Genomic DNA, 14468 nt, shown 5'->3' with positions numbered 1-14468 from the left:
AGAACGCCGCGGGTAAATGTGCTGTAGAATGTTTCGTTTTAAAAGGGGGAACTGACATGAGTGATGATCAAAACAAACGAGTAAATGAACACTCAAAGGACGAACAGCTGGAGCAGTACCGGTCTGATAACAGCGGCAAAAAAATGACGACCAATCAGGGGCTTCGCGTGTCTGAGGATGAACATTCTTTAAAAGCGGGCGTCCGCGGCCCCACGCTGATGGAGGATTTTCATTTTCGTGAAAAAATGACGCACTTTGACCACGAGCGGATTCCGGAACGGGTCGTTCATGCGCGCGGGTACGGCGTTCATGGGCATTTTCAGGTGTACGAACCGATGACGGAATATACACGGGCGAAATTTTTGCAAGACCCGTCCGTCAAAACGCCTGTTTTCGTCCGTTTCTCAACAGTGGCGGGTTCCAAGGGGTCAGCCGACACCGTCCGTGACGCCAGGGGATTTGCGACGAAGTTTTATACTGAAGAAGGGAACTATGACCTCGTCGGAAACAATATTCCGGTGTTCTTCATTCAGGACGCGATCAAATTCCCGGATCTCGTTCACGCCATAAAACCGGAACCGCACAATGAAATGCCGCAGGCTGCGACGGCTCATGATACGTTCTGGGATTTTGTCGCTAATAACCCTGAGTCGGCTCACATGGTCATGTGGACGATGTCTGACCGCGGCATCCCGCGAAGCTATCGGATGATGGAGGGCTTCGGCGTGCATACGTTCCGTTTCATCAACGAGAAAGGAAAAGCGCGCTTTGTAAAATTCCACTGGAAACCCGTGCTCGGCGTTCATTCCCTCGTATGGGATGAAGCGCAGAAAATTGCCGGGAAAGATGCCGATTTCAACCGCCGCGACCTGTGGGAAACGATTGAAAACGGCGGCAAAGTCGAGTATGAGCTCGGTGTTCAGATGATTGACGAAGAAGATGAATTTAAGTTTGATTTCGATATCCTTGATCCGACGAAGCTGTGGCCGGAGGAGTTGGTTCCCGTCAAGCTGATCGGAAAAATGACCCTTGACCGCAATCAGGACAATGTCTTTGCGGAAACGGAACAGGTCGCCTTTCACCCGGGAAATGTCGTGCCGGGCATTGATTTCACCAATGATCCGCTTCTTCAAGGCCGGCTTTTCTCTTATACGGATACACAGCTCATCCGTCTTGGCGGGCCGAATTTTCACGAGATTCCGATCAACCGGCCGGTCTGCCCGTTCCATAACAACCAATACGACGGCTACCACCGGATGACGATTAATAAGGGTCCCGTCGCCTATCATAAAAATTCCCTGCAGAACAATGATCCGTCGCCGGCTTCAGAAGAAGAAGGCGGATACGTTCATTACCAGGAAAAAGTAGAAGGCAGAAAAATCCGCCAGCGCAGCGAGAGCTTCAATGACTATTTTTCTCAGGCCAAGATGTTCTGGAACAGCATGTCTCCCGCCGAGAAAGAACATATCATCTCCGCTTTCTGTTTTGAAGTCGGAAAAGTGAACAGCAAGGACGTGCAGCAGCAGGTGGTTGATGTCTTCAGTCACGTCGACGCCGGGCTTGCCGAGCGTGTTGCGAAAGGAATCGGCGTGAACCCGCCGCCGAAGGACCGTGAATCTGATGAAACGTTCACTTCCCCGGCCTTAAGCCAGGAAAACACGGTGAAGACGGCAGCGACAAGGCAGGTCGCGGTTTTAACCGACCACGGGTTTTCTGATGAGAAAGTCAAACAAGTGCTTGACGCATGCAAACAGGCGGGAGTCAGAGCCGATATCATCAGCCCCGCGCTGGGAACCGTCAAGGGGGAAAACGGCACGGAGCTCGAAGCGTCAGCCACTTTCCTGACAGCGGATTCCGTCCTGTACGACGCTGTTTTCATTCCGGGCGGAAAACAAAGCACAGACAGCCTCAAAGCCCAAAAATCGGCCAGAGACTTCGTCAGCGAAGCTTTCAGCCATTACAAAGCGATCGGCGCCTCCGGTGAAGGAAAAGAACTTCTCGCCCTCGCCGCCGGAACCGAAAGCGGCCCCGGCCTTGTTCCGGACGGAAACCATGAACAATTTCTGAACGCCGTGGCTGAGCATCGGCATTGGGACAGAAACATATAAGAATGAAAAAGCGCCTTTTATGAGAGGGGCGCTTTTTCATTGTGAAAGTGAAATATCTGAACGAAGCATTAATATTGGGAGAAAACGAAAATGGCTTCCGTGCAAATCCGTATCTTCCGCTGTCCGGGACATTCAGACAACAGTTTTAGAGAGTCAGGGCATTGCATTATTTAAAGGGTTCTGACTGATGGTGAAATGATCTTTGGTTTACTTCCGCTCTGTGTTTGTGTATCTTAGGGGTAGATTTTCTGGAGGAGCGAATGATAGTGAAGCCGTTTACCGAAAAACAACTTGAAGAATATTACCGGCGTGACGAAAACATGATGATTTTGGTGTTTGCCCAGTGGTGCGTCAATCATGACCTTGATCCGATGGCCATTTACAGCAAGGCTTATCCCGGACAGCCTTTAAACGAAGAGCTGCGAAAAACGGCTGAAGAGCTTGTCGTGCCGAAGGAGGATTCAGAACCGATTCCTGATCAAACCGTTATCGGCGTTTTGGAGATGTTCGGCAACTCCGATTTGGCGGAAGCCGTTTATGAAGCCATTGCGCAAAGACCTTCACGGTAAAAGAGGCGTGGATTTTCCATGTCTCTTTTTTTCATGGAGAAAATGTGAAAGAAGGCCCAGAAACAATTTGCTGATCCGCGCTGTCTATAGAGTGTAACCCGTTTTCAAAAAGGGAACGGTAATGAAAAGGAGGAGTTGTGATGAAAAAGGCATTCAAAATGATGGCGGCTGTGCTCTTAACCGTGCTGACAGCCGCGCCGTTCGGAGGTTTCGCGCCTTCAGCCGAGGCCGCGCAAACTGCAAAGCCCGTTGTCAAAAGCCATACGTATAAGCATGTAAAACAGCTGACATACCCCGAGGTCACAAATACGGGAAACGCATCTTTTGAAAAGAAAGTCAATCAGGACTTCAAGCGCTATATTGAACAATCGTACAAAGAATATGTGAAAAACAAAAAAGACGGTGAAAAACAAGGCTACAAAGCGGAATACCAAACAGATTTTAAGGTGAAGTATAATCAAGACGGCAAGCTCAGCATTCAGACGGAAGACTACAGTTACACAGGCGGCGCACACGGGCTGACATCCGTTCAGACCTTTAATTACGACCTGGCCGCGAAAAAACGGGTCACACTCGATAATGTGCTGAATACAAAAACGAAAGCTAACAAAACGAGAGACTATCTTTACGGCTACATCAAGAAACATGACGATCTGTTCGATCAGGACGTCAAAAAACAAGAGATCATCCTGAATAATGAAAGACCTTTTTTCTTTACGAAAAACGGCATTGCCGTTGTGTTCGGACAATATGATCTCGGGCCGTACGCGGCAGGAATCCGGGACGTTTTCGTACCTGCATCCGTCTATCAATAAAAAAAAGCGATATCACTCCAAAACGGAGCGGTATCGCTTTTTCTATTACCAGACAAACAATCCGACAATCGCCGCGCTCAATAAGGAAACGGCAATTCCGCTGACAAGCAGCTTCCAGACGTTTTTTCCGATGATGGCTGATTTTTCACCATCAAGCAGAGATTGATAAGATCCGTAGATCATACCGATGGTGCTGAAGTTTGCGAATGATGTCAGGAATGTCGTAGCCACGGCAATCGTGTGCGGCGGAAGTGAATTCAGCTGCCCTTTCAGATCGGCCATTGCCACAAATTCATTCGTCGCGAGCTTGATGCCCATCAGCTGTGCGACATACATCGCGTCATGTACGCCTAATCCGAGAAGGAAGGCAAACGGACTGAAGATGTATGAGAAAATCTTTTGAATGGTCAACCCGTGCATGAACAGCCCGAGTACGCCGTTTAACGCGGCCGTTAACGCCACATAGCCGATTACCATCGCTAAAATGACAATGACCATGTTCATGCCGACAAGCATACTGTTAGAAATCGTGGAGAAGAAGTCTTTTTTCTCCGCTTTTGAAGGAACGTAAATAATATCATCCTCTTTAGAAACGTCCACGGGATTCAGCATATTGGCGATTAAAAGCGCGTTTAAGCAATTCAGCGGGATGGCTGTAAACACATAAGTGGACGGAACCATCGTCAAGTATGATCCGATGATCGAGCCGCTGATGCTGCTCATGCTCATCAGCCCGAATGTCAAAAGCCGATTGTTGCTGACGGCGGCAAGCTGCTGGCGGATGACGGCTAAAGCTTCCGTATTTCCTAAAAACATCATCTGGATGGAGAAAAAGCTCTCCAGCTTCGGCAGACGGGATATTTTGGAAATCAGCCAGCCGATTTTATCAATGAGCCACGGCAGAATACCGAAATACGACAGCATATCAAAGAAGGTCACGACGAAGATAATCGGCAGCAATGCGCTGAAGAAAAAATCAACCGTCGGATTGGCCATGACAGACGGAAAGGCGAATGCGATCCCTTGACTGGCGCAGGAAATCAGCCATGTAAAGAACGCGCCGATCTTCCCGATGACAAAGCCGCCGACTTTTGTCCCTAACATAAACCAAGTAATCAGAAACTCAAAGACGAGGAGCATGACAATCGGACGCCATTTAATCTTCTTCTTGTTGGGAGAGCATAAGAAAACAACAGCCATGACAACAATGAGACCGACAATGTTCAATAAAAAGTACATGTGAGCAACTCCTATAAGGGTATTATGGAAATAAAAAAAACTCTTATTCGTCACAAATTCCTGAAAGCCAGAAAGTGTGATAAATAAGAGCCAAAAGAAAAGAATAGACAGCGTCATATGCTTTTCACTCGTTCAAATTTATGCAAACTTTCTTGTAGTCTAGTCTTTTACGGCACTAGGTAGAAACAATCAGACCATATTACTGATCATATACAAGAATAACGATATTACATGAGATAGCAGTATTTTATCGTTTCAATTTTTGAAAATCAACCTTTTTAGATATTTTCAAAATAATAAATTTATATTATAAATAAAGAAAATAAAGGATGTGTATAAGTAATTGGATAATAAAGGTATAAAAACCCCCCCAAAACCGTACCGATTCATTGTAAAGACGGGATGCAGCTGATAAAATGGATCTGAGGGCACAGCCTTCAAAAGACGGCAGAAAAGGGGTCATTTTCGTGATCATCCAGTTCATTCGTTACAGATAATGAGAGGTATAGATGAATAGGTTAAACCTTCCAATTTGGCGAGGTTTATTTGTCTATGCCTTTTTCATTTCATCGGAATAACGAATGAATGAGGTGTTTTTTTGACGTCTATAAAAAGAAAACGCGCGGAATTACTGCAATCATGCCAGTCCGTGTTCAGGTGTCCGCTATGCCGGTCGGCCATGGCGGTCTCACAATACCGAAGCTTGATTTGCGGACAGGGGCATACATTTGATATATCAAAACAAGGATATGTGAATTTCCTCAATAAATCGGTCAAAACCCGCTATGACAGGCAGCTGTTCGAAGCGAGACGCGAGCTTTTTGACAGCCGGGAATTTTTTGCGCCGGTTCAAAAGGAGATTGCCGCCATCATCACCCATATTCAATCTCCGCAAACATCAGCGGCGATATTGGATGCGGGGTGCGGAGAAGGGTCTCATTTAGCCGCCGTATGCAAATGGCTTCAGCCTGCTTTTTCCGTGACGGGAATCGGCATTGATCTCTCGAAAGAAGGTGTGCTGCATGCCGCAAAGGCCTTCGGGAATCATTTGGTTTTTGCCGTCGCTGATGTGGCGGATGCGCCGTTTGCCGACAGCTGTTTTGATGTCGTGATGTCTGTTTTATCACCTTGGAATTACAAGGAATGCAGCAGGCTTTTACGAAAGGGCGGCACAGTCATTAAAGCGGTGCCGCGGCGTGATTATTTGAAGGAAGTAAGGGAATTCTTCTTCGGAGACAGCCCTCGGCGGAATGACACCGCCGATTCTGCGGCCGGACGATTCCAAGCGGGCTTTCAAACCTTTGAGCGCAAACGGCTGTGTTACACAAAGACTTTAGCGCAGCCTGACCTCGAGCGGCTTGTGAAAATGACGCCCTTAACATGGAAATGTACTGATGACAGCATCCGGCGGTTTATCAGCCGGAAAGAGGCTGCTGTCACGATAGATATCGATATTTTAATCGGAACCGATCCGCTGTAAAACGGAAAAGACACGCTAATCGCGTGTCTTTTTTTTATTTCCAGACTTCACCGGCAATGTTGACGACATGGCGCAGTTTCGCCCATTGCTGTTCTTCTGTGATCAGGTTTCCTTCCTCAGTGGAGGCGAATCCGCATTGCGGGCTGAGGCAAAGCTGATCCAGGCTGACATATTGTGAAGCTTCTTCAATCCGGCGTTTAATCGCGTCCTTGTCTTCGAGTTCGCCGTGTTTCGACGTAATCAAGCCAAGCACAAGCTGAAGATCAGAGCGTTTGACATAACGGAGCGGTTCAAAGCCGCCCGAGCGGGAATCATCATATTCCAGGAACAATCCGTCAAGGTCAAGCCCGTCAAAAATCGTTTCAGCCGCTGCATCATAGCCGCCTTCAGCCGTCCATGTGGATTGGAAGTTGCCGCGGCAGATATGCATCGTAACCTTCAAATCGTCAGGGCGATCCTTGATGGCGTCATTAATGGAAGCGGCAAACAGCTTGCGCAGCTCATCCGGCGTCGTGCCGAAAGCTTCAATCTGACGAAGCCCCGCTTCTGATAAGAAAACGGCCCATGCGGTGTCATCGAGCTGAAGGTAGCGGCACCCGGCGTCATAGAAAGCTTGAATCGCTTTTTTATACGCTTTTGACACATCGTGCTGAAATTGTTTGTAATCATTCTGGTAGGACGCTTTTTCCAATTTTCCGCGGAAAAACAGCATATTCGGACTTGGGATGGTCATTTTCGGAACAGCATCGCCGGCAATGCTGTGCAGGAATTTATAATCTTCGAGCATCGGATGCTGAGAAAAATCAATGTCTCCCGTTACTTTAATGCCGCGCGCTTTCGTCTGTACGTTGTGAAACTGAATGCCGCTTTCAGGCGTAAACGCTTCGACGCCGTCTAAATTTTCGAGAAAATCAAAATGCCACCAGGCACGGCGGAATTCGCCGTCAGTCACGACATTGAGGCCGGTTTCTTTCTGCTTTTTCACACTGCGGATGATTTCTTTGTTTTCGATTTCGCGCAGCTGTTCTGCCGAAATCTCACCCGCCGCTCTTTGCAGGCGGGCTTGCTTCACAGCCGCCGGCCGCAGCAGGCTTCCGACCTGATCCGCGCGAAACGGCGGGTTTTTTCTTAGAAGCGTATGCAATGGTTGTTCTGTGTTTTGCTGTGACATGAACGATTCCTTCTTTCCTGATGAAATATAAAAAAAACTCTTCCCTCGGATAGGGAAGAGCTTGCGTCCGCAAATCTCAACCTTATCTTCAGGATTTAGCACCATTCTGCTGAACAGCGGTTGCCGGGTATCATAGGGCCAGTCCCTCCACCTCTCTTGATAAGGAAATATGCTATTTTTCAGAATAAACTGTAATACTATTAATCTTAGTATGTTTTCTCATATTGTCAATATATTTCGATAAATATTTTTATTTGTCACCCTCAAATAGAATCATATCTATCACAATGGCGATCGCGAGACAAAGAACGATATCCTCTTCCTTTTCAATCTGCAAATGATAGGAATCGCCCCAGCTCATCCATGATTTGGTGACAGTCATCCGGTTTGATTTTCCGTCTGTCACTTGAAAATTCCGGCCCCATACATCGCCGGTAAGATCCCAGCCGAGTCCGGAAATTTCAAATTTCGGTTTGAAAAGCGTGACTTTCTTGATGACTTGGCAGACGGGTTTGCCGCTGACGGAAATCTCGTAACGGGGAACGAACGACATCAGTTTCTGATTGACGCTGGCGAGCGTGCGGCCGTCCAAATCGGTCAGCTTCAGTTCATCACCGAATGAAAACAGCTTTCCTTCAACATTGTAGACTTCTTTTCCGCTTTCAAGAAACACTTGAAAACGATTCTTAAACGTAAACATTCGCTCTTTGATGTAAAAATGGTACATAAAAAAACTCCTTTTTTATGTTGTACGAAAAAAGGAGGCGGTTGGTTTCATATCGGCCGGGTGCATAAAAAAAGGCTGCCGATTTTGCGGCAGCTGTCGTCTTTATGATAGCGGCATCCGGCGTTTTTGACGGATCGCATTTAAATCAATGATGTTATTCGTGTCGGCAGCTGTCACCAGCGGGCTTGTCTTTGGCGTTTTCCGGCGGTTGTCCTTACTGAAAGAGAAAACAAGATACCCTGTCAAAGCAGCAAAAATAAGTAGCATCATTTTACATACCTCCCAAAAAAAGTTTTGGTATTATTATTGTACGAAAAAACAAACGAAAAGTATTCAAACAATTGTCATTTTTTTAAAAAATAACGTCATTTTCCGTAAAAATGACTATGGGTTGAAGAAGTTTTGCTCTTGTTGTGGTTCTATAGATTGTATCGGCTGATGAATGATAATCGTTTATATAACTTTTTCACTATTTTTTGTAAGCATCAAATTAACTACTTCGTTGTTTTCGTTTGCCCTGTGTTATTCAGTACCCTAAAAAATCTTATAATATGCAAAATAACTGCTTCTAACAGATGACTGCAGGATGACAGCGCTTTCTTTATTTTTTTAAAGAAAACGAGATGTTATCTTAAAAAAATCGTTTGAACATTTTCCGCAGCTTTTTAAAAGGGTTTGATTTCGTCTCCAGAACACGCGGGTCTTTTAAGGTTTTTTTCAATTCTTTCGCTACAGTCCCTCTTGCCATAGTCTTCACTCCTTCTTTCCATTTCATACCTTATATACGGAAAGAAAGAAGGAAAGGTTTCATGTGAAAGAAAAAAACCAAAGCAGGGGGCTTTGGTTTTAAGCGCGCTCTTCAAAGAGCCTGGCGATTTCAACAATGACGTTTACCGCCTTTTCCATATGATCGACAGAAATGTATTCATATTTTCCGTGGAAGTTTTGGCCGCCCGTGAAAATGTTCGGTGTCGGCAGCCCCATGTAAGAGAGCTGTGATCCGTCGGTTCCGCCCCGGATCGGTTCGATAATCGGTTCGATATCGAGGTTTTTCATGGCTTGATAGGCGACATCGACTATCTCTTTGACCGGTTCGATTTTTTCTCTCATGTTGTAATATTGATCACGCAGTTCAAGCTTGATGCTTTCGTTGCCGTATTTGGCCGCCAGCGCATCGGCGGTTTTCTGCATATATTCTTTTCGTTCTGCAAAGCGGTCTCTGTCAAAGTCTCTGATGATGTACGACAGGGCGGCTTCAGAAACGTCTCCGTTCATGGAAAGTAAATGATAGAAGCCTTCATACCCTTCCGTATATTCCGGCGCTTCTTCTTTCGGCAGCGCGTGATGAAATTCCATCGCGATTTTTGAAGCGTTGACCATTTTGTCTTTCGCCGTTCCCGGGTGGACGCTTTTTCCGTAACAAGTAAGCTTTGCGGCGGCTGCGTTAAAGCTTTCATATTGCAGTTCGCCGAGGGGGCCTCCGTCTATCGTGTAGGCGAATGCCGCGTTGAAGCGGCCGACATCGAATTTGTGAGGGCCTCTGCCAATTTCTTCATCGGGCGTGAACGCGACCCGGATCGTTCCGTGTTTGATGTCCGGATGTTTGATCAAGTACGCCATTGCCGTCATGATTTCGGCAATGCCCGCTTTGTTGTCGGCTCCGAGCAGCGTCGTGCCGTCTGTTGTGATCAGCGTCTGGCCTTTATAGCGGGAGAGCTCCGGGAATTGCTCAGGCGACAGGACGACATTGAGTTTGTCATTTAAAACGATATCATGTCCGTCGTAGCTCTCAATAATCTGAGGATTCACATTTTTTCCGGTAAAATCAGTCGCGGTGTCCACGTGAGCCAGAAAACCGACAGTCGGCACGTCTTTATCCGTATTTGCCGGCAGAGTCGCCATGACGTACCCATTGTCATCGACTGTGATTTCTGTCATGCCGATCGACTTTAATTCATCTGCCAGCATGTTGGCCAATGTCAGCTGGCCGGGGGTTGAAGGGCAGTTTTCATTGTTTTCGTCAGACTGTGTATCGACTTTTACGTAAGAGGTAAAGCGTTCAATGATTTCTTTTTTCATACCGTCATCTCCTTTGTCTTATCTTACCATGCGCGGGGGAGGGATTTCTATTTCGCAACCGGTTTGAATCGAAGGCTCTGTGTTTTACGCGAATGAAAACAAATTATGAAGAAACGATGACTAAACGATTAAACTTTTTGGAAATGGATGATTGAGGAAGAAAAAACCGATATAATATGGTCAATTCATTCAATAGGGGAGGCTTTCTTCATGGCGATTTTAGTGACAGGCGGAGCGGGTTATATCGGAAGCCACACATGTGTCGAGCTGTTAAACGGCGGCTATGACATCGTGGTTCTGGATAATCTGTCAAATAGTTCACCGGAAGCATTGGAGCGTGTGAAAGACATTACCGGAAAAGAGCTTGTGTTTTATAAAGCGGATCTCCTTGACCGTGATGCCGTTCACCGGGTGTTTGCTGAAAATGAGATTGAAGCCGTCATTCATTTTGCGGGATTAAAAGCCGTCGGTGAGTCTGTGGCTGTTCCGCTCCGTTATTATCATAATAATCTGACGGGGACGTTTATTTTATGTGAAGCCATGCAGGCACACGGCGTGAAAAAAATCGTCTTCAGTTCTTCAGCGACGGTTTACGGCGTTCCGGAAACAACGCCGATCACTGAGGATTTTCCTTTAAGCGCCACCAATCCTTACGGGCAGACAAAGCTGATGCTGGAACAGATTTTACGCGATCTGCATAAAGCGGACTCTGAATGGAGCATTGCGCTGCTCCGCTACTTTAATCCGTTCGGCGCGCACCCGAGCGGGCGGATCGGAGAAGACCCGAACGGCATCCCGAATAATTTAATGCCGTACGTCGCACAAGTCGCTGTCGGCAAGCTTGAGCAATTGCAGGTGTTCGGCAATGATTATCCGACAAAGGACGGCACCGGCGTGCGGGATTACATCCATGTCGTTGACCTTGCCGAGGGCCACGTCAGAGCGCTTGAAAAGGTGCTGGACACAACGGGCGCCGACGCCTATAATCTCGGCACGGGAAGAGGCTACAGCGTTCTTGAGATGGTCAAGGCGTTTGAAAAAGTATCAGGAAAAGAAGTGCCGTACCGTTTTGCCGCCCGGCGCCCGGGAGACATCGCCGCATGCTTCGCAGACCCGGCAAAAGCGAAGGCTGAATTAGGCTGGGAAGCAAAGCGCGGGCTTGAAGAAATGTGCGCCGACTCTTGGAAGTGGCAGTCCTCCAATGTGAACGGGTACCAAAAGGTGTAAAAAGAAAGAGACCTTCAAATGGTGAAGGTCTCTTTTATACGGTCATTATTTAATTTTCACTTCAACATCGTTGCTGAATTTAATTTTCCAAGTACCTTTAGAGTATGCGTTTTTATCAACTTCAAAGGCTTTTACGTCAGTAACTTTAATGTTCGGGTTCAAGTCACTTAAAATTTTACTGTTGTCTACTTTTGTTTCTGTTGCATAGCTTGAAGAAGCATCAATATCTGAATCATAGGATGTTCCTTTAGAATCTACTAATTTCGCTCTTGGAATGGAGAAAGAGCTTAACGGCTTGTTTGAAACATTTTTAACTGTGTATTGAACAGCTACGATAACGCCGCCGTCAGATGCTTTTTTCTCGACAAATTGAGAGCCTACTGAATCTCTTTTTTCCACTTTGGTAACAGTAACTTCTGTTTTTTCAGTCTTAACAGTGTCACCGATGTTATACAGTTTTTCCTTGGATTCCGCAGCTTTTGAAGACGCGGTTTTAGATGATGAAGATCCGCCTCCGCCGCCGATGTTTACGAGAATGATAATAACCACTACTGCCAGAAGCAATGTGATAATTTTATGTCTCATAAAAAAGTTTCTCTGATCTTTACCGCAGTTTGGGCATTTTTTAACGCCTTTAGCGATTTCTTTGCCGCATGCCTTACAAGACACCAGGTTGCCTGCCATAATATTTCCTCCTATGTAAACTATTTCTTGAAAACTACATACTATAATGCCTGTAAAATAACCTATAGTCAATAATATTTTGAGAAAAAAAGTATTTTAATGATTTTTTAGTCATGTATTTTAAGGGCCTTTTTTAGTATCGGCAGATCGTTCATATTTTTTATACGTTTATGGAAAAAAGAGTGGTTGAACATGTTCGTGATTTCCCGTATAATCTTGAAAGATATACAAAAACTGAACATAAAAAACAGTGGTTTTCTAGGGTTCCGCAATGCTGAATTGGTCTGGACCGAGAGAAAACACACAGCAGGTCCTGCTGTGACACGTTGGGATAAAAGCCCGGGAGTTTCTGCTCTTTTAATGAAGAGTGCTCTCCCGGGCTTTTTTGATTTTATATAAAGGGAGTGTCTGGGATGAAAAAGAGATTGCTGGATGTGCTGATGCTGATTATTGGGGCTTTTATCTTTGCTTTGGCCGTTAATTTATTCGCCATTCCGAATGATCTTGGAGAGGGCGGGGTAACGGGAATCACCCTGATCTTGTACTATGTGTTTGAATGGTCGCCCGGGGTGACGAATATCATTTTGAACGGAATCTTATTGATTATCGGATATAAATTTTTAGACGGAAAAACAACGCTTTATACGATCATTACCGTTGTCGCCAATTCACTGTTTCTGCATCTGACGCATGATTGGCACTCGCCTTCACATGAACTCATTATTAATACTATTTTTGCGGGTGTGTTTGCCGGTGTCGGAATCGGGATCATTATTCGAGTCGGAGGCACGACTGCGGGTTCTGCCATTTTGGCGAGGATTGCGAACAAATATCTCGATTGGAATATCAGCTATGCGCTTTTGTTCTTTGATCTGATTGTCGTCTTCAGTTCTTATTTCATCATCGGTGCAGAAAAAATGATGTTTACCATTGTCATGCTGTACATCGGAACGAAGGTGATGGACTTTATCATTGAAGGCCTGAATACGAAAAAAGCGGTGACGATTATATCTGAGCATAAGCACGAAATCGCCGAACAGGTCAACACGCTTATGGACAGAGGGGTTACGCTGCTGTCGGGTAAAGGAAATTACACGGGGCAGTCGAAGGAAATTTTATATATCGTCATCCAGAAACAAGAGCTTTCCATGCTCAAAAAAATTATTAAAAGCTGTGATACAAAAGCGTTTGTCATTGTTCATGATGTGCGTGACGTCTTTGGTGAAGGCTTCGTCGATATCTCTAAATAAAAAGGAACCCTCTGCCGGCGCGGAGGGTTTTTTTCTTATGCCGGCAGAAGCTGTTATGATCCGTTTCCCGGGAAATAGCCTGAAAGCTGTCTCTTAAAACGAAGTGGATACAATCGGCCGGACGTTTTATACTGAAAATATGATAGAGCGATAGAGAGGAGCGCATATGAATCCGTTATTGGCAATTTACCCGAGGGCTGTGTTGTCTGATACGTGCTGTACGGCGGAGGATGTCTTTTGCTTGTATGATGAGAAAAGGCGGGTCTATGTCGCCATTCCGAAGGAGGATATCACCCCGAAGGAGAAACTGCTTCTGGAATCATTTTTGACGCCCGCTGAAGAAAAAGACGATTTTTTTCCGGAGACGGCGGCAGCAAAGAGGTGGCGGCGGTTTCTGCTGGAAGAAGGTCCGGTGCCTGATGTCAAGGAGCCTCGTGTCCGTTTTATCCATTATGACTTATTGGGAGAACGGGACTGGGGGGCATTTACGGAAGCGCTGCGCCATTTCTGGCCGGTTTCATATACAGTTGTCCGGACGGGAAGGGATCAGGGCGTGATTGTGGAGGAAGAAAAGCTGGAAGCGCCAGATTCGGATGACATCGCATCTTTTGTGAAGATTCTCGAAGGCGATTTTTATTTCAGTGTCCGTTTTTTCATCGGAAGGTATTATGGCGCGGGAGAACGTCTGCGCCTTCATTATCGGAGAGAACAGCAATATTGTCAGATTGGCCGGCGTCATCTCCCGCAGCTGAGCACGCTGACCGCGGAAACGGTATTTCCGGCCATGCTCACGGAAGAAAGCAGAGAAAAGCTCTCAGCCTTGCTTCACGAAGAAGCGGTGCTGCTGTTTCAGAAAGAACCGGAGCTGAAGCATACGATTCAGACTTTTATTGAACATAACTCGAACATGTCGCTCACATCGAAAAGACTGCATTTGCACCGCAACAGTCTTCAATATCGGATTGATAAATTTGCGGAACGCTCGGGTATTGATATTAAGACATATCGGGGCGCCCTGTTGGCTTATTTCATTTGTCTGCAGTATGAAAAATCACATTAAATGGGAAATGTGCACGAAGGCAGCGGACTTTTTTTATGAACATTGCCTATATCCGCCGC

General features: G+C 46.1%; 13 protein-coding genes and 3 riboswitches. Of the genes, 7 read left to right on the top strand and 6 right to left on the bottom strand.

Translation table 11 applies throughout. The features are described from left to right. The first annotated feature begins 56 nt into the window (after window positions 1-56). The 3 genes from AC3WTF_RS13090 to AC3WTF_RS13080 all read left to right on the top strand — a co-directional run bounded on the left by AC3WTF_RS13090 (window position 57) and on the right by AC3WTF_RS13080 (window position 3492). Complete coding sequence (locus AC3WTF_RS13090; RefSeq protein WP_053104109.1) at window positions 57-2108, top strand: catalase; 2052 nt, start codon at window positions 57-59, stop codon at window positions 2106-2108. Window positions 2109-2368: 260 nt separating this feature from the next. Beyond that, entirely contained in the window at window positions 2369-2677 is a 309-nt protein-coding gene (yxiS, locus tag AC3WTF_RS13085; RefSeq protein ID WP_492314272.1) for a protein YxiS, read from the top strand. Window positions 2678-2817: 140 nt separating this feature from the next. Continuing rightward, window positions 2818-3492: a DUF3298 and DUF4163 domain-containing protein gene (locus AC3WTF_RS13080; RefSeq protein ID WP_007407777.1), complete on the top strand. Its 675-nt coding sequence runs from the start codon at window positions 2818-2820 to the stop codon at window positions 3490-3492. Window positions 3493-3537: 45 nt separating this feature from the next. On the opposite strand, the gene AC3WTF_RS13075 is transcribed toward AC3WTF_RS13080, so the two are convergent. After that, the gene (locus AC3WTF_RS13075) at window positions 3538-4731 is read right to left on the bottom strand and encodes a NupC/NupG family nucleoside CNT transporter (protein WP_007407776.1); all 1194 of its coding nucleotides are present in this window, start codon (window positions 4729-4731) and stop codon (window positions 3538-3540) included. A 135-nt stretch (window positions 4732-4866) separates the two neighbouring features. Further along, window positions 4867-4967: riboswitch (purine riboswitch) on the bottom strand. A gap of 362 nt (window positions 4968-5329) precedes the next feature. On the opposite strand from AC3WTF_RS13075, the gene AC3WTF_RS13070 reads away from it, so the two are divergent. Continuing rightward, window positions 5330-6211 (top strand): methyltransferase domain-containing protein, encoded by an 882-nt coding sequence (locus tag AC3WTF_RS13070; protein ID WP_095284520.1) that lies wholly within the window; start codon window positions 5330-5332, stop codon window positions 6209-6211. Window positions 6212-6245: 34 nt separating this feature from the next. Here AC3WTF_RS13070 and AC3WTF_RS13065 read toward each other — a convergent pair whose 3' ends face one another. From AC3WTF_RS13065 to pepT, 4 genes are all read right to left on the bottom strand, one after another. After that, entirely contained in the window at window positions 6246-7382 is a 1137-nt protein-coding gene (locus AC3WTF_RS13065; RefSeq protein ID WP_015418525.1) for a 5-methyltetrahydropteroyltriglutamate--homocysteine S-methyltransferase, read from the bottom strand. A gap of 79 nt (window positions 7383-7461) precedes the next feature. Continuing rightward, a riboswitch (SAM riboswitch) is annotated at window positions 7462-7548 on the bottom strand. 84 nt (window positions 7549-7632) lie between these two features. Then, window positions 7633-8109 carry an LURP-one-related/scramblase family protein gene (locus AC3WTF_RS13060; protein ID WP_007407773.1) on the bottom strand — a complete coding sequence of 159 codons (477 nt, stop codon included), beginning with the start codon at window positions 8107-8109 and terminating at the stop codon, window positions 7633-7635. A 102-nt stretch (window positions 8110-8211) separates the two neighbouring features. Further along, window positions 8212-8379, bottom strand: a complete 168-nt coding sequence (locus AC3WTF_RS13055) for a hypothetical protein (RefSeq protein WP_003150808.1) — start codon at window positions 8377-8379, stop codon at window positions 8212-8214. 576 nt (window positions 8380-8955) lie between these two features. Continuing rightward, entirely contained in the window at window positions 8956-10188 is a 1233-nt protein-coding gene (gene pepT, locus AC3WTF_RS13050; RefSeq protein ID WP_020958041.1) for a peptidase T, read from the bottom strand. A 210-nt stretch (window positions 10189-10398) separates the two neighbouring features. Here pepT and galE point away from each other — a divergent pair, with 210 nt between their 5' ends. After that, entirely contained in the window at window positions 10399-11415 is a 1017-nt protein-coding gene (gene galE / locus AC3WTF_RS13045) for a UDP-glucose 4-epimerase GalE (RefSeq protein WP_007407769.1), read from the top strand. A 45-nt stretch (window positions 11416-11460) separates the two neighbouring features. Here the strand turns inward: galE and AC3WTF_RS13040 are convergent, their stop codons facing one another. Beyond that, on the bottom strand, window positions 11461-12000 hold the full coding sequence (locus AC3WTF_RS13040; protein ID WP_120655388.1) for a DUF4352 domain-containing protein: 540 nt from the start codon (window positions 11998-12000) through the stop codon (window positions 11461-11463). Between the two features lie 346 nt (window positions 12001-12346). Continuing rightward, window positions 12347-12447: riboswitch (guanidine-I (ykkC/yxkD leader) on the top strand. A 65-nt stretch (window positions 12448-12512) separates the two neighbouring features. Between AC3WTF_RS13040 and AC3WTF_RS13035 the strand changes: the two genes are divergently transcribed. Further along, complete coding sequence (locus AC3WTF_RS13035) at window positions 12513-13349, top strand: YitT family protein (protein WP_003150818.1); 837 nt, start codon at window positions 12513-12515, stop codon at window positions 13347-13349. Window positions 13350-13515: 166 nt separating this feature from the next. After that, window positions 13516-14409 (top strand): PucR family transcriptional regulator, encoded by an 894-nt coding sequence (locus AC3WTF_RS13030; protein ID WP_136803219.1) that lies wholly within the window; start codon window positions 13516-13518, stop codon window positions 14407-14409. Window positions 14410-14468: the final 59 nt, after the last annotated feature.

This window comes from Bacillus sp. EB106-06-01-XG163 (assembly GCF_058791615.1).
This window is presented reverse-complemented; position numbering and strand designations above follow the sequence as displayed.

What these genes read in the sequence shown, in the direction of transcription:
- yxiS (WP_492314272.1), top strand. Translation starts at nt 2,369, where the DNA reads ATGATAGTGAAGCCGTTTACCGAAAAACAACTTGAAGAATATTACCGG.
- AC3WTF_RS13030 (WP_136803219.1), top strand. Translation starts at nt 13,516, where the DNA reads ATGAATCCGTTATTGGCAATTTACCCGAGGGCTGTGTTGTCTGATACG.
- AC3WTF_RS13060 (WP_007407773.1), bottom strand. Translation starts at nt 8,109, where the DNA reads ATGTACCATTTTTACATCAAAGAGCGAATGTTTACGTTTAAGAATCGT.
- AC3WTF_RS13080 (WP_007407777.1), top strand. Translation starts at nt 2,818, where the DNA reads ATGAAAAAGGCATTCAAAATGATGGCGGCTGTGCTCTTAACCGTGCTG.
- AC3WTF_RS13065 (WP_015418525.1), bottom strand. Translation starts at nt 7,382, where the DNA reads ATGTCACAGCAAAACACAGAACAACCATTGCATACGCTTCTAAGAAAA.
- AC3WTF_RS13075 (WP_007407776.1), bottom strand. Translation starts at nt 4,731, where the DNA reads ATGTACTTTTTATTGAACATTGTCGGTCTCATTGTTGTCATGGCTGTT.
- AC3WTF_RS13040 (WP_120655388.1), bottom strand. Translation starts at nt 12,000, where the DNA reads ATGAGACATAAAATTATCACATTGCTTCTGGCAGTAGTGGTTATTATC.
- pepT (WP_020958041.1), bottom strand. Translation starts at nt 10,188, where the DNA reads ATGAAAAAAGAAATCATTGAACGCTTTACCTCTTACGTAAAAGTCGAT.
- AC3WTF_RS13035 (WP_003150818.1), top strand. Translation starts at nt 12,513, where the DNA reads ATGAAAAAGAGATTGCTGGATGTGCTGATGCTGATTATTGGGGCTTTT.
- AC3WTF_RS13090 (WP_053104109.1), top strand. Translation starts at nt 57, where the DNA reads ATGAGTGATGATCAAAACAAACGAGTAAATGAACACTCAAAGGACGAA.
- AC3WTF_RS13055 (WP_003150808.1), bottom strand. Translation starts at nt 8,379, where the DNA reads ATGATGCTACTTATTTTTGCTGCTTTGACAGGGTATCTTGTTTTCTCT.
- galE (WP_007407769.1), top strand. Translation starts at nt 10,399, where the DNA reads ATGGCGATTTTAGTGACAGGCGGAGCGGGTTATATCGGAAGCCACACA.